Origin of the sequence: Streptomyces sp. NPDC020875 (assembly GCF_040641415.1) — a bacterium.
Taxonomy (GTDB): domain Bacteria; phylum Actinomycetota; class Actinomycetes; order Streptomycetales; family Streptomycetaceae; genus Streptomyces.
Genome location: NZ_JBFADP010000028.1, coordinates 59,280 through 78,366, shown reverse-complemented (window position 1 = coordinate 78,366; position 19,087 = coordinate 59,280). Strand labels below are relative to the sequence as shown.

Here is a 19,087-nt window from a genome sequence, read left to right as displayed (position 1 = left end):
TCCTGACCGCCCTCCGAAAGATGCAGGCCCCTCTCACCGGAGGCGAAAACCTATTCAGGGGCGGCGCCGGGGAGAGGCTTTTAGGGGCGCGGGGAACTGCGCGACCAGCCACGACGGTGGTGCGGACCGCGAACAACGGAAGGGCGCTGGACGGGACCCGGTAGTTCGGGCGGTGCCGTGGAGGGCCGAGGCGCTGGGGGTCCCCCCATTGCCGAAGGCATAGGGGGCGGAACTGCGCGACAAGCCACGGCCGGGCCGCAGACCGCCGACGACATCAGGTCGCCGGGCGCGGCCCGGTGCTCAGGAGCGACTCCGTGTACGCCGCCAGGCGCGTCGCGGACGTGGGGTTGAGGGACTTGAGCGTGAGCGGGACCGGCTTGTGGCGGTCGAGGGCGGTGAGCGGGGCGTCCGGGGGGTGGTCGATCCACCGGACGACGGGCGCCACCGCTTCGGACACCTCGCGGGCGAACAGCCGCGAGAGGAGCTTGAGCGACGCCCGGACCACCGGCGCCGGATGGTTGTCGGCGCCGCTGCGGGTGAAGCCGGGGTGGTAGAGGACATAGCGCGCCCGGCTGCCGGAGTGCTCGGCGAAGGCGACGCCCAGCAGGTCGTTGGCGCGGCCGGCCTGGAGCTGGGCGCGGACCTGGCCGTAGTCGTGGGTCAGCTGGGGGTCGGCCCAGTGGATCCGGCCCGCCGTGTTGCCGACGCCGGCGACGTTGACGATCACCGGGGCGGGGGCGGCGTCCAGCAGGGGGGTCAGCAGGCGGCCGAGGAGGTAGCGGCTCAGGTAGTAGAGGGCGAAGGTGGATTCCAGGCCCTCGGCGGTCTCCCGGCGCTTCGGGTGGACCCGGTTCGCGAACAGGGCCAGCGCGTCGAGGGATTCGTACCGTTCGTGGATCTCGGCGGCGACCCGTTCGTTCTCGGCGATCGACGACAGGTCCGCCCGCAGAAAGCTCAGCTGTGGGTGCGCCGTCTCGGCGAGCAGGGCGCGGCCCTTCGCCTCGTCGCTGCCGATCACGGTGACACGGTCGCCCGAGGCGAGCCGTGCCAGGGCCGTCGCGCGGCCCATGCCGTCGGTGCCACCGCTGATGAGCACGGTCTTCGGTGGTTGGTCGGGCACGGGGTCCTCCATAGGGTCGGTACGGACCGCTCCATCGTGAGCCGCCCCGTCACAGGCCGAAAGAAGGCACTTCGATGTCCGGTACGAACACTGGTGTTCCTTCGGTGCTCGCCCATGAACTCCCTCAGCCGGTGCCCGCCGGCGAACTGGCCGCGTGCCCGGTCGGGGACGTCTTCCGGCGGGTGGGCGACAAATGGAGCATGTTGCTGGTGATCCTGCTCGGCGGGCGTCCCTACCGGTACAACGAACTGCACCGGTCCGTGGAGGGCATCAGCCAGCGCATGCTGACCCGCACCCTGCGCGGTCTGGAGGCCGACGGGCTGGTCCGGCGGGATGTCCGGCCGACCGTGCCGCCCGGGGTGGAGTACAGCCTGACCCCACTGGGCCGTACGCTCCTGGAGCCGCTGTCGGCGCTCGCGGACTGGGCGGTACGCCACGAGGCGGAGATCAACGAGGCCCGGGAGCGCTACACGCCGTAGATCCGCGCGGACGGGACTTCGCGCCGGGCTTCCCGCCGGGAAAAACCGGTTGGTGCCCTGCCGCGTCCCCGGGTAGCGTCCCCGGCATGTGTGGAATCGCAGCGGGGACCGCCGCTCTGACCCGTATCCGCCGCTCCTAGCGGCGGATTCCCTCCTGTTCGCAGGTTTTTCGCCGCTTCAGCGCGTACGCGCCGGGCGGTCATCTCGTGGCGCCCGGCTCCCTCGAAGCCGCGGAGACACTTTCCTTGCACTCGCACCACCGGCCGGGTCGTCATGAACTGGGCCAGAACTTCCTCGTCGACCGGGCCGTGATCGACACCTTCGTCCGTCTCGTGGACCGCACCCGCGGGCCGATCCTGGAGATCGGGCCGGGGGACGGCGCCCTCACCCTGCCGCTCCAGGGGCTGGGGCGCGAACTGACCGCCGTGGAGATCGACGGCCGCCGGGCCGACCGGCTGCGCCGCCGAACCGGCCCCGCGACCACCGTGGTCACGGGGGACTTCCTCCGCCGTCGGCAGTCCTCCGCCCCGCATGTCGTCGTCGGCAATCTGCCCTTCCACGCGACGACCGCGATGCTCCGCCGGATTCTGCGGTCCCCGGGGTGGACCGATGCCGTCCTGCTGGTGCAGTGGGAGGTCGCCCGGCGCCGGGCCGGGGTCGGCGGGGCCACCCTGATGACCGCGCAGTGGTGGCCCTGGTACGAGTTCGGGCTCGTCGGCCGGGTGCCCGCGGCCGCGTTCCGGCCCCGGCCGAACGTCGACGGGGGCCTGCTCACCATGGCCCGGCGCCCACGCCCCCTGGTCGCCGAGCACGACCGGGCGGCCTATCAGGACCTGGTCGCCCGGGTGTTCAACGGGCGGGGGCGGGGACTGGCCCGGATCGTCGGCCACGCCGTACCCGAACTGCCCCGGCGGACCGTCGAGGGGTGGCTGCGGCACCACCGTGTCCCGGCCGACGCCCTGCCGAAGCACCTCACCGCCGGGGAGTGGGCCGAACTCCACGCGCTGCGCCGGGACTGACCGGGCGGCCACGACCCGGGCCGTTCCCCGGCCGGACCGGACGGGGAACGGCCCCTCGGGGTGTCGCCGACGCGCCCGGGAGGCATATTCGGTTGCCCACCAGGACGGTGGTGGATGCAATGACCGGCATGATTCGCCGGAGCGCCCGGCCCGGCCCGCCCCGGCCGCCGACGCTCCGGGTGAACCCTGACCGCATCGCCACCCGGGAGACGTCCGCGTATGACCGATACAACCATGCAGCCATCGCCGTCCGTACGGATCGGCGCCCTCGTTCCCCTGACCCGGCCCGGCTGGGTGACGGCCGGGCGGCAACTGCTCGCCGGGCTGGAGTTCGGCGTCCACGAGGTCAACGAGGGCGGGGGGATCGACGGCAGACCGTTGGAGCTGGTCGTCCGCGACACCGCGGCCGATCCCGTCCGCGCCGGGGCCGCCGTGGACGAACTCGCCGGGCTGGGGGTGGCCGCCCTGGCGGGGGAGTACCACAGCGTCGTCGCCCGGACCGTCGCCACCAGGGCCGATGCCGTCGGTGTGCCGTATCTCTGCTCGTCGGCGGTGCTCGACACGCTCACCGACCGACCGGCCGAAGGGATCGCGCGCCTCGCCCCGGCACAGTCCCGGGGCTGGCGGATCTACGGGGACTTCCTGCTCGGCGCCGGTCATCGGCGGATTGCCGTCGTGACCATGCCGAGCGTCTACTGGGCGACCGGGACCCAGGTGCTGCGGGACCACTTCGCGGCCCACGGCGGTACGGTCACCGAACTCGGCCCGGACCCCCGCACCCCCGGGGCCCTCTGCGACGAACTCGCCGACAGCGGCGTCACGGCGCTGCTGCTGCTCGTCGGCCATCCCGACCCGGCCGTGGAGATCGTCACCGCCGTCCGCCGCGATCCGAGGCTCGCCGGGCTGCTGATCGGCGCCCCCGCCGGACAGCCCGAGTTCGCCGAATGGGCGGAGCTGCTGGGTGACGACGGCGCCGCGATCCCGTTCCTCCGCTATCTCCCGGAACGGCTGGGGCCCCTCGGCGTACGCGTCGGGGCCGTCCTTGCCGAACGGCTGGGCGAGTCGCCCTCCTTCGTCGCCTTCGAGGGGTACGACACGATCGCGGTCCTCGCCGAACTGCTGCGGACCCGGGGCACCGACCGGGCGCGGATCGCCGGGGGCTGGCCGGAGGTCGAGACCGAGGGCACCCGGGGGCGGATCCGCTTCTCCCGCCCGCCGGGGCTCGGCATCTGGCAGTGGGCCTGGTCCCCGATCCAGGTCGCCGACCGGGATCCGGCCGAACCGGGACGCTTCCGGGTGCTCCACACCGGCTGACGGGTGAAGGGGGAGTCGCGGCCGGGGCGGGTGGCGGCTGAAGGGTTTATCGAATTCCTTCGCCTCGTCCGCCACTTCCGTAACTCTCCTCTCATCCGGCTCGATTACTTCGGATAGCTCACCTCTCTCAGGCGCCCCGTGTGAACGTCGAAGACAAAGCCCCGGATGGAGTGCTTGTGCGGAATGAAGGGATCCGCTTCGATCCGGCGGATCGACTGGCGGACGTCGTCGTCCAGATCGGCGAAGGACTCCGGTGACCACGGCGGACGGATTCCCGTGTCGGCCGCCAGCTCGGCTTTGAATTCATCGTCTTTGAAGGTCTGCATTCCGCAGTCGGTGTGATGGATCAGCATGATCCTGCGGGTGCCGAGCAGCCGCTGGCTGATCACCAGGGACCGAATGGCGTCCTCCGTCACCGCACCGCCCCCGTTCCGCACGATATGGGCGTCGCCCTCCTTGAGGCCCAGGATCGCGAAGATGTCCAGCCGGGCGTCCATGCAGGCCACGACCGCCAGGCGGCGGGCCGGCGGCAGGGCGTGCGGGCCGCCGAACGAGGCCGCGTATCTGACGTTGTTGGCGAGATACTCGTCCACCACGGAGCGTCCGGCGTCTTCGCGTGTATTTGGCATCGAATTCTCTCAATTCCGGAAGCCGGACAGCATCGTCCGGATAGGTGCGTTTTCCGTCCCCTGAGAGAACCTACCCATCCGGAATTCGAACAGGAAAGTTTCTGGCGTGGATACGCCACCGACGGCCCAGAGCGGCGGGTCGGCTTCACATCTGATCCGAAGAAGGGTGGAAGTCTACTGGTGTAGACCTCTTGTGCGGTCCCTGGTGACACGGTTACGTTGCTTCCCGCACTGAGCCCTTCCCCGGGGGAAACGTCACTTCTGTACTCGAACAGAGGAGTTGCGTCCATGGTGAAACGTCTCGGACTCGCTTTGGCGACCGTTGCCGCGTCCTTCGGTCTCGTCCTCTCCACCGCCCCCACCTCGTCCGCGACTTTCGTGTGGTACGTCGACAGCCACCACTCCAGCTTGCTTTCCTGCAACACCGCAGGCCAGGCGGGCGCCCACAAGTGGGGTGTGATCTACCGCTGTGATCCCTTCCCCTACAAGCCCGGTGTGTGGGAGCTCTGGGTCCGGCGCTGACCCCGCGCGACCCCCGCGCGATCTCCCGTACGCACGGACGGCCGTCCTCCGCGCCCCCCTGCGGAGGCGGTCGGCGCACCCCCGGCCCTCGGACGGACGGATGACCGGCCGCTGGGATGACCGGCGAGAGGCCCTAACCCGCCTCGGCGATCGTCTCCACCGGGGCGACCACGAGCCCGGACGGCACCGCCATCGCTCCGCCCCGGTCCGCCGGAGGCGTCGTACGGCCCCGGGCGAACTCCCGCTCGTAGCCCGGCCCGCCCAGCTCCGCCCGGGCACCCGCCTCCACCCGGGCCACATCGCCCCGCTCACCCGACGGCAGCGGTACGCCCACCGACTCCCGGAGCGCCGCCGCCGCGCCCAGCAGCGCCGCCGCCCGCGCGGCGTCGCCCGACAGCAGCCGGGCCGCCGCCAGCCCTTCCAGGGCCAGGGCCACCGCCCGGGGATCGCCCCCGGTACGCGCCACCGCCAAGCCCTCCGACTGGAGCCGCAGCGCCTCCCCGGCCAGCCCCCGGGCCTCGGCCACGAAGCCCAGCTCCGCCAGGACCAGCGGCGGCACCTCCGGCTCGTACCCCATCTCGCCGTGCAGCCGGACCACGGACCGCAGATGCTCCTCGGCGTCCCCGAGCCGCCCCTCGCGCCGGGCGCCCAGCGCCAGCCCTATCTCCGCGTACTGCTCCCCGAAGACATCGCCCTGCTCCACGGCCAGCCGCCGGGCCCGTTCGTGCAGTTCACGGCAGCGGGGCAGATCCCCGGTCAGCAGGGCGATCCGGCCGAGCCCGGAGAGCTGGAACGACACATCGGGCCAGAGCCCCAGCTCCTCCGCCGTCCGCAGCCCGTCCCGGTGGAGCCGGGCCGCGTCCGCGTACTCGCCCAGCGCCTCCGCCCTGGTCTGGAGCGCCACCAGCGCCTGGAGCCGCCCCCAGCCGTCGCCCAGCTCGCCGAAGAGCGCGAGACTCCGCTCACCCAGGTCGCGGACCGCCGTGAAGTCGCCCCGCAGCTTCGCCTGGAACGCCAGACTCGCCAGCGCCGCCGCCGTACCCCAGGTGTCGCCCAGCCCCCGGAACCCGGCCAGCGCGGCCCGGGCCAGCTCACGGCCGGGGCCCGGGTCCCCGACGCCGTACAGATGGGAGCCCAGGAACCAGCGCGCCCAGGCCAGTCCGGCCGGGTCCGGTACGCCGTCGTACGCCGACAGCGCCGCGCGGTACTCCGCCTCCGGGTCCGCCGTACCGGCCAGGGCCAGCCGCATCCCGCCCAGCCGCGCCGCCGCCGCCGCGATCGCCCGCCGCCGCTCCGGCCCCAGGGGGACCGAAGCCGTCCCCCCGGCGACCGGGCCGCTCCCGGCGGGGCCGCCGCCCGTCCCGGACCCGCCGGGAGCGGAATCCGCAGCGGCCCGTCCATAGTGCCCCGCTACGGAATCCGCGAGTGCCGCCCCTGGGAGGCGGACAACGGAATCCGTGGCCGGAGCGCCGTACGGCGACGCGTTCCGTACCACCGCCCGCACGGCCGCCGCCGGGCCCGGGTCCGCCGGGGCCGATCCGTACCCCGTCGCCGCCGCGACCGCCAGGGCCCGCTCCAGCCGACGGGCCGCCTCCGCGTACCGGCCGCGCAACCGCCAGTACCAGGTCAGGGCGTTGACCAGCCGGAGCGCCCGGTCCGCGTCGCCGTCCCGCTCGGCACCGTCCAGGGCCGTACGGAGATTCGCCCGCTCGGCGTCGAGCAGCCGCAGCCACTGCCGCTGGCCGTGCCCCCGCAAATGAGGCTCCGCCCGCTCGGCGAACGCCGTGTAGTAGTCCCGGTGCCCGATCCGCGCACCGGTCAGCTCGCCGTGGTCCCGCAGCCGGTCCAGACCGTACGCGGAGACCGACTCCAACAGCCGGTACCGGGGCCCGTCCGGGGTGTCAGCGACCACCACCAGCGACGCCTCCACCAGCCGGGCCAGCAGCTCCGGCACCTCCGGCCGCGCCACACCGTCACCCGGGCAGACGGCCTCCGCCGCCGCCAGTGCGCAGCCGTCGGCATGGACCGCGAGCCGCCGCAGCACCGCGCGCTCCGGCTCCCCGAGCAGCTCCCAGCTCCAGTCGAGAACCGACCGCAGGGTGCGCTGCCGGGCGGGCGCGCCCCGTACCCCCGGACCGAGGACATGGAAGCGGTCGTCCAGCCGGGCGGCCAACTCGGCCGGACCCAGGACCCGGACCCGGGTCGCGGCCATCTCCAGGGCCAGCGGCAGACCGTCGAGCCGACGGCAGATCGCCGCCACCGCCTCCGCGTCGGCCGGGCCGATCACCGGCCGGGCCGCCGCCGCCCGGGCCCGCTCCGTGAACAGGGCCGCCGCGTCCGCCCCGGCCAGCGGCGCCACCTCGCGCAGCCACTCCCCGGCGACCCGTAGCGGCGACTGCCCGGTGGCCAGCACCGTCAGCCCCGGCGCCACCGGCAGCAACTCCGCCACCAGTGCCGCGACCGGCTCCACCACATGCTCGACATTGTCGAGGACCAGCAGCGCCGGACGGCCGCCCAGCGCCGTCGCGATCCGGTCCGCCGCCGACGGCGGCCCCGGTGAGCCGTCGCCCGCCGCCGTGACGACGTCGTCCCGTACCCCGAGCACCCCGGCGACCAGTTCGGCCGGGGCGGTGTCCCCGGGATCCGCCGCCGGGGCCAGCGCCGCCAGCTCCACCAGCCGTACGCCGCCCGGGAACACGGCCTCCAGACCGGCCGCCACCGCCAGCGCCAGCCGGGTCTTGCCCACCCCGCCCGGACCCGTCAGGGTCACCAGCCGATGCCGGGTCAGGGCCGTCCGCAGCTCCGTGACGTCGCCGTCCCGGCCGATCAGCCCGGTCAGCGCGCGGGGCAGGTTCGACGGCGGCCTGGCCGAGGTCGTCGCGGGCGCCGGTACGGCGGCCAGCGCCGGGTCCTGGGCGAGCACGGCCCGGTGCAGGGCGGCCAGTTCGGGACCCGGATCCACCCCCAGCTCGTCGGCGAGCCGCCGCCTCAGCTCGGTATAGCTGTTCAGCGCCGCGTCCTGCCGCCCGGCCAGATACAGGGCCCGGACATGCGCCGTACGCAGCCGCTCCCGCAGCGGATGAAGGGCCACCAGCTCACCGAGATCATCGGCGACCAGGGCGTGTTCGCCCAGTTCGAGCCGGGTCTCCGCCTGCTCCTCCAGTACCGTGAGCCGCTGTTCGGCCAGACGTACGGCATCGGCCCGGACGAACTCCTCGTCGGCGAAGTCGGCGAAGGCCGGACCGCGCCAGAGCGTCAGCGCCTCGGCGAAGAGCGCGGCACGGTCCCCCGGCCCGGCCGCCGCCCGGGCCCGGGCCGTCAGCTCCGTGAAACGGTCCGCGTCCACGGACCCGCCGCCGGTCAGCAGTTCGTACCCCGGGGCGCGGGAGACCACGAGTTCCCGGCCGCCGGGCTCGGCGGCCTCCAGCGCGCGGCGCAGCTGCCAGACCTTGTTCTGGAGCGCGGCGGCCGGATTGCCGGGCGGCCGACCGCCCCAGACGTCGGCCACCAGCCGGTCGGCGGAGACCGGCCGCCCCCGGTGGACCAGCAGGGCCGCGAGCAGTCCCCGCACCTTCGGCTCGGGCACCCGTACCGCCCGCCCGTTGGACGTCCGGACGGTCAGCGGGCCGAGCACTCCGAAGAACATGCCCTCACGCTAACCGGGCCCCGCGGGCCCCGCATCGGACCTTCGACCTGGTCACCGAGTCGTACGCCTCCGCCCGCCCGACCGGGATCGGGACCCGGATCGGGACCGGGACCCGGAGTTCGGCGGGAGCCGCCGAGAGACGACCGGGAGAGAACCGAGAGCACCGCCGCACACGCTGGGGCTCCGCCGACGACCTCATCGGAAGGAAGACCATGTCCTCGACCCCGACACCCGATCCGGCCCCGGGTACGGCGCCCCCGAAGGCCGGAGCCAGGGAGTGGGCCGGGCTCGCCGTACTCGCCCTGCCCACCCTGCTGCTCGCCCTCGACCAGAGCGTCCTCTTCCTGGCGCTGCCGCATCTCGCCGAATCCCTCGCCCCGACCGGCACCCAAACCCTGTGGATCATGGACATCTACGGGTTCATGATGGCGGGCTTCCTGGTCACCATGGGCACCCTCGGCGACCGGATCGGCCGCCGGAAGCTGCTGATGGCCGGGGCCGTCGCCGTCGGTGCCGCGTCCCTGCTGGCCGCCTTCTCGACCAGTGCCGAGATGCTGATCGCCACCCGCGCCCTGCTCGGTGTCGCCGCCGCGACCCTGATGCCGTCCACCCTGGCGCTGATCGGCAACATGTTCCGCGATCCGCACCAGCGGGGCCGCGCCATCGCCGTCTGGGCCAGCTGCTTCATGGGCGGTACGGCGCTCGGACCGGTCGTCGGCGGAGTGCTGCTGGAGTACTTCTGGTGGGGCTCGGTCTTCGTCCTCGGCGTCCCCGTGATGCTGGTCCTGCTGGTCACCGCCCCACTCGTACTGCCGGAGTACAAGGCACCGGACGGCGGCCGGATGGATCTGCCGAGCGTGCTGCTCTCCCTCGGCGCGATCCTGCCGGTGATCTACGGACTGAAGGAGATCGCCCGGGCGGGCTGGGAGCCGGGACCCCTGCTCGCGACGGCCGCCGGGTTGGCGGTCGGCGCGCTCTTCGTCGCCCGCCAGCGCCGGCTCAGCCATCCCCTGCTCGACCTGGGGCTCTTCCGGCACGCCGTCTTGGCGTCCTGGCTGCTGATCCTGCTGCTCACGATGGCCGGGATGGGCGGTATGTATCTCTTCATCACCGGCTATCTCCAGATGGTGGAGGGGCTTTCGCCGTTCGAGGCCGGGGCGTGGATGGTGCCGTCGGCGCTGGCGTCCGTGGTCGCCGCGACCCTCGCGCCCACCCTGACCCGGCGGCTGCCGATGGGCGCCGTCATCGGCGGCGGCCTCGGCCTCACCGCCACCGGCTATCTGGTGATCGCGTTCGTCGATCCGGCCGGTGGACTGCCGCTGCTGGTCACCGGCTTCGTGATCAGCTTCTTCGGTACGGGGCCGATCGGCGCCCTGGGGACCGATCTGGTGGTCGGCTCGGCCCCGCCGGAGAAGAGCGGATCGGCCGCGTCGCTGGGGGAGACCAGCGGTGAGTTCGGGGTCTCCTTCGGTCTGGCGGCCTTCGGCAGTCTCGGCGGTGCGCTCTACACCGCCTGGGTCGAGGTGCCCGACGGGCTGACGGCCGAGCAGTCGGAGACCGTACGCGGTGGGATCGAGGGCGCGTTGACGGTGGCCGGACAGCTGCCCGGCGGGCTGGGCGACCAGGTCGTGGCGGCGGCCCGGGAGGCGTACACCGGCGGGCTGAACGTGGTCGCCGTGGTCTGTGCCGCCCTGGCCGTGGTCACCGCCGTGGCCGCCGCGACCGCGTTGCGGCGGGTCGGCGCGGCGGGCCGGGGGATCCCGGCCGCGACGGAGCCGCCGCACCCGGACGGCACGACGGAACCGGACCCGGCCGCGCCGAAGGGCCCGGAGTCGGGGCCCGGTCCGGTCGCCGGGACCGGGTTCGGCCCCGGTCCCGGCCAGGAGCGGACCGGTGCCCCGAGCCGCTGAGGCGCAGCCTCCCGTACCCCGCCGCCGGTACGTCCGCGCCCGCCGGGCAGGCGCGGACGGTCACCGGCGGCGGCGTTCGGCCGCGGTTCACCGGACGCGGTGGTACGTCCGCACCAGCACCCCGTTGCCGAAGGTACGGACCTCGTCCAGCGCGAAGTCGGTGAGGGAGGCCCCCGACCCGAACATCGGCATCCCCGAGCCGTAGACGATCGGATAGGTCTTGATCACCAGCTCGTCGATCTCGTCGATCAGCTCCCCGGCGATCTTCGAACCGCCGCAGAGCCAGATGCCGAGACCGCTCTCCTCGGCCTTCAGCTCGCGGATCCGGCCGACCGGGTCGGCGCCGATCAGCTCCACATTGGGGTGCGGCGATTCGGTGAGGGTGCGGGTGACGACGTACTCCCGCATATGCCCGTACGGGCTGGGCAGCCCCGCGTCGAGGCCGAGCTGATAGCTGCCCCGGCCCTGGATCACGGTGTCGTACCGCTTGTTCGGGGCGTCGAAGCCGAGCAGCCGCCGTCCCTCGGCGGAGATCGTCTCGGGGTAGTCGCCGGTGAGATGGGCGAGTACCTCCTCGTCCACGTACTTCATCATCGCGCTCGCGTCGCCCGAGGGGTCGCCGATGAAGCCGTCGATGGAGCAGGCGATGAAGTAGGTGAGCTTGCGCAAGCGCGTGCCTTTCGTCGGATGACTGTGAAGGGCGGCCGCCGGCAAGGCGGCGCCCGGGGTCCGGATCGCTCTGACGTCCGAACCACTTCATTCATAGTGCTCCATCTGTAGTGGTTGCGCAAGGGCATTCCGCCGGAGCCCGGGAAGCCGGTGGTGGTGCGGGGCCGGGCGGGGAGGGGATGGGCATACGACGACGGCGGGGCCGGACCCCTGGATGGGGTCCGGCCCCGCCGTGATGGCAGCTCGGGCGCGTGGCGCCGGTGGATTACGTTCGTACGGGCCATATCCTGCGGCGCGGCTCCGGCTCGCGTACCGGCACCTTCGGCAGTCGGTGCGGCAGCGATCCGTACCAGAGGTACGACAGCAGGAAGCCGAACCCCAGACAGAGCACCCCGCCCACCGCGTCCAGCCAGAAGTGGTTGGCGGTCGCCACGATCACCACCAGCGTCAGGGCCGGATAGAGCAGCCCGAGGATCTTCGCCCAGGGCGCCTTGGCCACCATGAAGATGATCAGCCCGCACCAGAGCGACCAGCCGATATGCATCGACGGCATCGCCGCGTACTGGTTCGACATGTTCTTCAGATCGCCCGAGGCCATCGAACCCCAGGTCTCGTGGACCAGGACGGTGTCGATATAGCCCTGCCCCTCCATCAGCCGAGGGGGAGCGAGCGGATACAGATAGTAACCGACCAGGGCGACGGCGGTGGTGGCGAAGAGCACCAGCCGGGCCGCCGCGTACCGCCCCGGATGCCTGCGGTAGAGCCACACCAGGACGCCGATGGTCACGATGAAGTGCAGCGTGGCGTAGTAATAGTTCATCGTCACGATCAGCCATGTCACGGAGTTCACCGCATGGTTGACCGCATGCTCGAAGTCGAGGCCAAGGGCCCGCTCGGCGCTCAGGATCCAGTCCGCGTTCTCCAGCGCCTTCGCCTTCTGCTCCGGCACGGCGTTGCGGATCAGCGAGTACGTCCAGTAACTCACCGCGATCAGCAGGATCTCGAACCATATCCGCGGGCGGCGGGGTGAGCGCAGCTCCTTGAACCGGGCGAACCGCGAACGCGGCGCCTCGGCGGCCCCGGCCGCTTCTCGCGCCTCGGTGGACTCGTCGGTCGTCATGGGTGACGTGCCGGTGGTCCGGCCTTCAATGGTCTTCACGGTCGTTTCACCCATGGGACGAGAGTCTGCCAGATACACGCCCACCGACCGATCATCCCTCGGTCCCGTTCGGGGCGCACACTCTCCACCCTGCGGACGACACCGGGGCCGGGATCCTCTCGGGGATCGCCCTGGTCAGGAATGTCCGCCGCCCCCTCAGGGGAGGCCGTCGAGCCGTGTACCACCAGCCCGGGCAGGCAGACGGAACCACTGTACGCGGCCGCAGCGGAACCGGCGGAACCCGGCGGAACCCGACGGGGTGGGGACGGGTCGGGGCGGGTACCCGGAGTACGTCCCCGGCGGTACCGGGGCCACGACCCGGCCGCCCTCCGGCGGGTACGGGGAGTGCCGGACCCGTCTCAGACCGCCCACCAGACACAGGCCGCGCCCGGGATCCTGACCGTACCCCCGCCGAACTCCAGGGCCGCCGACGAGAGCAGCGGACGGCCCGGGACCGGCAGCTCCGCCTCCGTGTCCAGGGTGTTCAGGGTGCAGACCACCCCCGGCCTGGCGAAGGCCAGCACCCCGGCCGGGGCCGCCAGCCACTCCAGGGCGCCGCCGTCGCCGAGGCCGGGCAGCTCCTTGCGGAGCGCCAGCGCCGAGCGGTACAGCTCCAGCGTCGACCGGGGGTCCCCGGTCTGGGCGGCCACCGAGAGTCCCGCCCATGCCGGGGGCTGCGGCAGCCAGCTGCCGCCGGGTCCGAAGCCGTACGGCGGGCTCGTCCCCGACCAGGGGATCGGCACCCGGCAGCCGTCGCGGAGCCCGTCCTGGCCGTCGCCCCGGAAGAAGGCCGGGTCCTGACGGACCGCGTCGGGCAGCTCGGTGACCTCCGGCAGCCCCAGCTCCTCGCCCTGGTACAGATAGGCCGAGCCGGGCAGCGCCAGCGTGAGCAGCGCGGCGGCCCTGGCCCGGCGCAGCCCCCGCTCCCCGCCGCCGTAGCGGGTGGTGTGCCGGACCACGTCGTGGTTGGAGAGCACCCAGGTCGTCGGGGCGCCCACCGACCCGGTGGCCGCCAGGGAACCGTCGATGACCCGGCGCATCGCCCCGGCGTCCCAGGCGCAGGTGAGGAACTGGAAGTTGAACGCCTGGTGCAGTTCGTCGGGGCGGACGTAGAGCGCCAGCCGTTCCGCGGTCGGCGCCCATGCCTCGGCGACCCCGATCCGCTGCCCGTCGTAGCCGTCGAGCAGCCGCCGCCAGGCGCGGTGGATCTCGTGCACACCGTCCTGGTCGAAGAAGGGGAGCACCTGCGCGCCGATCAGCTTCGCCTGTTCCCGCAGCCCGATGTCCGGCAGCCCGGCGGCCTTGACCATGCCGTGGGCGACATCGATCCGGAAGCCGTCGACACCGAGGTCGAGCCAGAAGCGGAAGACGGAGTCGAACTCCTCGCGGACGGCCGGCTGCTCCCAGTTGAGATCGGGCTGCTCGGGGGCGAAGAGGTGGAGGTACCAGGCGCCGTCGCCGGTCCTGGTCCACGCCGGGCCGCCGAAGACCGACTCCCAGTCGTTGGGCGGCAGCGCGCCGTCCGGGCCGCGCCCCGGCCGGAAGTGGTAGAGCGCCCGTTCGGGGGCGTCGGGGCCGCCGTCGAGGGCCGCCCGGAACCAGGGGTGCCGGTCGGAAGTGTGGTTGGGGACGATGTCGACGATCACCCGCAGCCCCAGCCGGTGGGCCTCGCGGACCAGGTCGTCGGCGTCGGCGAGAACGCCGAAGAGGGGATCAACGGCCCGGTAGTCCGCCACGTCGTAGCCGCCGTCGGCCTGCGGCGACGCGTAGAAGGGGGTGAGCCAGACGGCGTCGACACCGAGCCCGGCGAGATGGGGGAGCCGGTCGCGGACGCCCCGCAGATCGCCGATGCCGTCACCGTCGCTGTCGGCGAACGAGCGTACGTACACCTGGTAGATGACGGCGTCCCGCCACCAGTCGGAGGAGACGGCGGGGGAGTGGTCGCGACGGATGGGAGCAAGCTCCTGGGTCATGTACGTTCCCTCTGAAATCTATGGAAACAGTTATCAGCGGTGTCAACTGTGAACTGTGGTGATCTATGGGGATGTCGGCCGATGTGCGGCAGGTACCGGGGAGGTTCTGCCCCGTACGCCGATGGTCAACGCGCATCGTCCCGGCGTGGATACGGTCCGGGCGCGCGGGAGCTCGCGAAAACGCCCGGCGGGAAGCCGGTGGGAGCCCGGGGGAACTCATGGGGAGGGCCTGGAACCGGCCGTGCGGGACCGCGACCGCTCGCGGCGGCCGGGCGGGCAGGCGGGCGGGGGTACGGCGACGGGTGTACGGGTACGCCGCCTCGCACCAGGACGCCGGGCGGTCGTCGTGGTGCCGGTGGTGACCGGACCGGCTATCGGGGCGGTGGTACGGCTCCGGCCGGGGCCGGGAGCGGATCCGGAGCCGGGCCGGTACGAAGGTTCGGGGCCGGGTTCGGAAGCGACTCGGGACGCTTGCCCGGTGCCGATGGTGCCGAGGGCGCCAGCCGCGTCAGCCGTACCAGCAACTGCCCGAACGGCCCGTCCGCGGGCTCGTCCGTGAGCACCCCGCCGACCAGGGCCGCCATCTCGTCGTCGAAGGCCGCGCTCACCGCGCACAGCGCCGCGAAGTCATGGACGAGCTGAACCTCCAGCTCACCGCGCGGGATCCGCCGCCCGTCCAGCCACTGGAGGGCCGTCGACTCGGCCAGCGACACCCAGGACCGGATCACCAGCGCCAGCCGTACCGGCGGTTCGGCGATCCCGAGATGGGACAGGATCTGCTCGTACGCGGCCTGGCGCACCTCGTCGATCATCGCCTTGGCCCTGGTCGAACCGACCGCGGGCCCACCGCGCATCAGGGCCGAGAACCCCGGGCCGTGCTCGTCCACGAAATCGAAGTAGCGGCGCATCACCCGTAGCAGCCGGGCGCCCAGCGGCCCTTCGTGCGGCTCCTCGAACCGGCGCGCCAGATCGTCGGCGGCCCGGCGCAGCGCGGCTTCGTACAGGCTCTGTTTGCCGGGGAAGTAGTGGTAGACGAGCGGCCGGGAGATCCCGGCGGCGGAGGCGATCTCGTCGATGGAGACCTCGTCGGGCGAGCGGGCGCTGAAGAGTTCCAGCGCCACGCCGATCAACTGCTGCCTGCGCTCCTCGACGCCCATTCTGCGCCGCACCCCGGTCGTCATGACCACCAGCGTACCCATGGCGGTGCGTTCATCTGTTCTAGAGGTCGAACACCGGCGGCCCGGCCGGTACGACCGGGCCGCACCGGTATGACTGGAACCCCGCTGGTACGACCGGACTTCACCGGTATGACCGCGCGCCGCCGGTACGACCGGGCCGCACCGGTACGACTGCGCCCCGCCGGTATGACCGGGTGCCGGTCCTACCGCAGCGACCAGCCGCTGAACCGTACGGTCCCGCGCGCCCCGCTGCCGCCGTTCATGGCCGTCATGAAGAAACCGACGTCCTGGCCGTACGCCGCCCCGGGCGCGGTCACCGTGGCGATCGTCCGCCAGGTCGCGCCCTCGTCGGCCGACAACTCCCCGGTGTAGGCGGCGCCCGTGCCCCGGGTCAGCCGCAGCAGGACCGGTGCCTTGACGCCGGTGATCCGCCGGTAGGTGTCGAGGGTGCCGTCGCCGTTGGAGTCGTACGAGAGCACCACGCCCTGGCCCGGGGTGACCGCCAGATTGACGAATCCGGGCGCCCCCGCCCGGTCGAGGCCGTTTCCGGCGATGATCCCGGCCCGGGCCCAGCCGCTGGTGGCGGCCTGCGCGTCGACCCGGACCACCGCGACCGAACCGGGCCGGAAGACCCCCGCCCGGTAGGCCGTACCGAAGTGCGCGGTCCCCCGCCACAGGTCCGTCCCGCCGCCGTTGACCGCGAACCGGTCGCCCAGCTGGCCGAAGACGGCCGCGTTGTTGCTGTGGGTACGCCAGCCCGCGGCGAGCGGCGCCGCCATGTGCGCCTCGCCCTTCTGGGTCACCGAAACGGTCTCCCCGCCCGCGGGCCCGTACCGCACCTTCAGCCGGTACGGCAGCGCCCGCAGCGGCTCGGTCAGCGGCTCGTCCGGGGCCGTGACCGGCCAGGACACCGAGCCCGTCGAGCCCGCGGCGACCCCGGCCAGGGTCCGGGCGGCGGGCGCGCCGGGCGACAGTCCGGCGCCGGTGAGGGTCAGTTCGACCTTGCCGGTGGCCGCGAGCCCGCTGAGATTGCGGAAGACGGCGGTGAGCCGTCCCGTGCCGCCGGGCCGGAAGGCGGGCGGGTCCGTCGTCACCGTCGTCACCCCCTGGTAAGGCGCGGCGGCCAGCGCGTCCCGGACCCGGACGGCGGTCCGGTACGCGTCCCCGGTCGGCGCGGTCGGATAGGCCCCGCGGCCCTCGGTCCACGCCTTCTCGGCCGGGTACCAGTCGAAGGTCTTCCGGGCCCGCCCGGCCGCCAGGGCGTCCCCGGCCTCGGTCAGGAACGCCTCCCACTGGGGGATGTGGACATCGGCGATCAGCCCGTTCCAGTCGCGGTTGGCGTAGTTGGAGAGCGCGTCGGCGGCCGACCGGTCCGCCCAGGTGGTGATCAGCGTCCGGGCGGTCCGCTCCAGCACCGCCGCCTCCGCGGGGCTGGTCGCCAGCCGTTTGGCGTCCTCCAGCCACGGGCCGAGCAGGAAGGAACGGTGACAGCCCGCCATGGTGTCGGCGAGTCTCATCAGCCGCAGCCAGACCGCCGCGACCCCCCGGAACGCGGTCACGTCACGGCTCGCGTGGGCGGCCCGCAACGCGAACTGGAGGGTGCGCGAACGATTCGCCAGCGCCTGCCGCGCCAACTCGGTCACATCGTGCCGGTAGGTGTCGGAGCCCCGCAGCCCCGCACCCGTCTCCAGCAGCTTCGCGAAGGCCCGGTCGAAGCCCGCCGGGTCGAACGCCGTCCCGATGGCCGACGTCAGACTCGGCCGACGCAGGAAGTGCGAGTCGTGCGGCCGGCCGTCCGTACTGGTCAGCTTGTACGCGGTGGCCGCCAGCGCGCCGAACGCCGCCTCGGCCGCCGGGTCGGCGGCCCCGTAGCGGATCCGCGCGTACTCCCGGAACCAGGCGTCCCGGTCGATCTTCTCCCGCCGCCACGCCAGCTCCGAGAAGAGTTCGAGGGCCGCCGGATCCCGCTCGGCCGCCTCCGGCATGTACGCGGTGCCCACCAGCGCGCTGCCCGGCCGGTCCCGCCACGCGGTGAACCGGGCCGTCCAGCGGTCGGTGTTGGCGCCGATCGTGGTCCGGCCGCCGAAGTTGGGGATGGTGCCGAAGGCGTACGGCGTACCGCCCCACTCGGCCTCCCGGTCGGTGGTGGTGTCCAGATCGGAGAGCCCGTCCACGATGAGCACCCGCCCGGTGTCGATCGCGTCCAGCAGAGCCCGCCGGGGGTTGGCCTGCCAGCCGAGGATCACCCAGGTCGCGGCCGGGCTCGCGGCGCGCAACGCCCGCTCCACGGCCCGCGCCGCGTCCGCGACGGGCACGTCCCCGGCGCTGCCGCCCTCGTGCAGCAGATCCATCTTGAACATGTCGCAGGCCCCGAACAGGGCGCGCTGGTGCCGGTAGAACGCGGCGGCGGCCTTCGGGAAGACCGGGGTACGCGGATCGAGCCAGTCGGGGCGGCGCAGCCCGTTCCACACCCCCTGGGGGATCACCCGGGCACCGGGATTGCGGGCGGCGAAACCGTCGGGGACCGTACCGAAGTAGCCGGGGAACACCGGCCGCATACCCAGTTCGCGCAGCCGGTCGGCGATCCTGCGGCCCAGCTCGACCCGGGCCGCGAGGAGTTCGGCGGAGACCGGGCCGCCGTACTCGCTCATGTTCTGCAACAGCCACCACGCCTGGTGGGAGGGGGCCGGAAGCCAGGCCCTGGCCTCGGCGGCGGAGTAGCCGAAGTCCGTCAGCAGCCGCTGGTAGACGGCCTCCTGGCCCGGGGTGACCAGTACCTCGTTGCAGCCGTGCAGGGCGAGGACGTCGATCAGCCGCTCCCAGCGGGCCCAGTCCGCGTAGGGCGCGGTATAGCCGTCGTGGGTGTCGTTGTACGCGAACCGGTGCGGTACGGTCGCCGACCGCTCCAGCGCCGCACGGGGCGCGGGCAGCTTCTCCGGCAGCCCCAGCCGGCTCCCGGACCAGGAGATATGGGCCCGGCAGACATATTTGAGATACCAGTGGACCCCGGTCAGTACGACCGCGGGCGAGGTGCCGGTGACCGAGATCCGGCCGGTCTCACCGGTCACCGAGAAACGTTCCGGCCCGTCGGTCAGGGCGAGCCGGAACTGATCGGCGTGACGGGGCAGCAGCCGCCGCACCGCGGCCCGCGCTGCGGCGACCGAGGGCGCTGCGGCGACCGAGGGCGCTGCGGCGGGTGCGACGCGGTGCGGCGGACGGCCGGTGGGGGTCGTACGGGGGGCGGCGGCCGCGGGCCCGGCGACGGCGGCGCTTGCGCCGATCGCTCCCGCGGTACCCAGAACCGTACGTCTCGACAGCTCCAGCATCAGGCTCCTTGGCGCGAAACGATGTAACCCGTGTCACAGAGGTTTCGCCGCGCACGTTACCCGCTGTCCGCCCCCGCACCCGGCCGCGGCGCGCCCCGCCGCCACCGCGCCACCCGCCCGCTATTCCTGCGCCCCTACGAGCA

Annotated in this window: 13 protein-coding genes; 5 read left to right on the top strand and 8 right to left on the bottom strand. The window is 73.2% G+C overall.

Features of this window, described 5'->3' with window-relative positions; translation table 11 throughout:
* Positions 1-274: 274 nt before the first annotated feature.
* Positions 275-1,120 (bottom strand): SDR family NAD(P)-dependent oxidoreductase, encoded by an 846-nt coding sequence (locus AB0G74_RS18205; protein WP_361147178.1) that lies wholly within the window; start codon positions 1,118-1,120, stop codon positions 275-277.
* A 74-nt stretch (positions 1,121-1,194) separates the two neighbouring features.
* On the opposite strand from AB0G74_RS18205, the gene AB0G74_RS18200 reads away from it, so the two are divergent.
* The 3 genes from AB0G74_RS18200 (at position 1,195) to AB0G74_RS18190 (ending at position 3,932) form a co-directional block, all read left to right on the top strand.
* Positions 1,195-1,599, top strand: coding sequence for a helix-turn-helix domain-containing protein (locus AB0G74_RS18200; RefSeq protein ID WP_361147175.1), 405 nt, complete (start codon positions 1,195-1,197; stop codon positions 1,597-1,599).
* A gap of 245 nt (positions 1,600-1,844) precedes the next feature.
* On the top strand, positions 1,845-2,618 hold the full coding sequence (erm, locus tag AB0G74_RS18195; RefSeq protein ID WP_361147172.1) for a 23S ribosomal RNA methyltransferase Erm: 774 nt from the start codon (positions 1,845-1,847) through the stop codon (positions 2,616-2,618).
* Positions 2,619-2,837: 219 nt separating this feature from the next.
* Complete coding sequence (locus AB0G74_RS18190) at positions 2,838-3,932, top strand: ABC transporter substrate-binding protein (RefSeq protein WP_361147170.1); 1,095 nt, start codon at positions 2,838-2,840, stop codon at positions 3,930-3,932.
* A gap of 104 nt (positions 3,933-4,036) precedes the next feature.
* Here AB0G74_RS18190 and AB0G74_RS18185 read toward each other — a convergent pair whose 3' ends face one another.
* Complete coding sequence (locus tag AB0G74_RS18185; protein WP_361147167.1) at positions 4,037-4,561, bottom strand: carbonic anhydrase; 525 nt, start codon at positions 4,559-4,561, stop codon at positions 4,037-4,039.
* Between the two features lie 288 nt (positions 4,562-4,849).
* Between AB0G74_RS18185 and AB0G74_RS18180 the strand changes: the two genes are divergently transcribed.
* Positions 4,850-5,083: a hypothetical protein gene (locus tag AB0G74_RS18180; RefSeq protein ID WP_361147164.1), complete on the top strand. Its 234-nt coding sequence runs from the start codon at positions 4,850-4,852 to the stop codon at positions 5,081-5,083.
* A gap of 133 nt (positions 5,084-5,216) precedes the next feature.
* Here AB0G74_RS18180 and AB0G74_RS18175 read toward each other — a convergent pair whose 3' ends face one another.
* Entirely contained in the window at positions 5,217-8,729 is a 3,513-nt protein-coding gene (locus AB0G74_RS18175) for a BTAD domain-containing putative transcriptional regulator (protein ID WP_361147162.1), read from the bottom strand.
* 212 nt (positions 8,730-8,941) lie between these two features.
* On the opposite strand from AB0G74_RS18175, the gene AB0G74_RS18170 reads away from it, so the two are divergent.
* Entirely contained in the window at positions 8,942-10,639 is a 1,698-nt protein-coding gene (locus AB0G74_RS18170; protein ID WP_361147159.1) for an MFS transporter, read from the top strand.
* 87 nt (positions 10,640-10,726) lie between these two features.
* On the opposite strand, the gene AB0G74_RS18165 is transcribed toward AB0G74_RS18170, so the two are convergent.
* The 5 genes from AB0G74_RS18165 to AB0G74_RS18145 form a co-directional block, all read right to left on the bottom strand.
* The gene (locus AB0G74_RS18165) at positions 10,727-11,308 is read right to left on the bottom strand and encodes a dihydrofolate reductase family protein (RefSeq protein WP_361147156.1); all 582 of its coding nucleotides are present in this window, start codon (positions 11,306-11,308) and stop codon (positions 10,727-10,729) included.
* Positions 11,309-11,573: 265 nt separating this feature from the next.
* The gene (locus AB0G74_RS18160; protein ID WP_361147153.1) at positions 11,574-12,482 is read right to left on the bottom strand and encodes a phosphatase PAP2 family protein; all 909 of its coding nucleotides are present in this window, start codon (positions 12,480-12,482) and stop codon (positions 11,574-11,576) included.
* Between the two features lie 344 nt (positions 12,483-12,826).
* Positions 12,827-14,440 carry a glycoside hydrolase family 13 protein gene (locus AB0G74_RS18155; protein ID WP_361147150.1) on the bottom strand — a complete coding sequence of 538 codons (1,614 nt, stop codon included), beginning with the start codon at positions 14,438-14,440 and terminating at the stop codon, positions 12,827-12,829.
* Between the two features lie 371 nt (positions 14,441-14,811).
* Positions 14,812-15,621, bottom strand: coding sequence for a TetR/AcrR family transcriptional regulator (locus AB0G74_RS18150; RefSeq protein WP_361147147.1), 810 nt, complete (start codon positions 15,619-15,621; stop codon positions 14,812-14,814).
* A gap of 200 nt (positions 15,622-15,821) precedes the next feature.
* Positions 15,822-18,944 carry an alpha-N-acetylglucosaminidase gene (locus tag AB0G74_RS18145; RefSeq protein ID WP_361147145.1) on the bottom strand — a complete coding sequence of 1,041 codons (3,123 nt, stop codon included), beginning with the start codon at positions 18,942-18,944 and terminating at the stop codon, positions 15,822-15,824.
* Positions 18,945-19,087 lie beyond the last annotated feature (143 nt).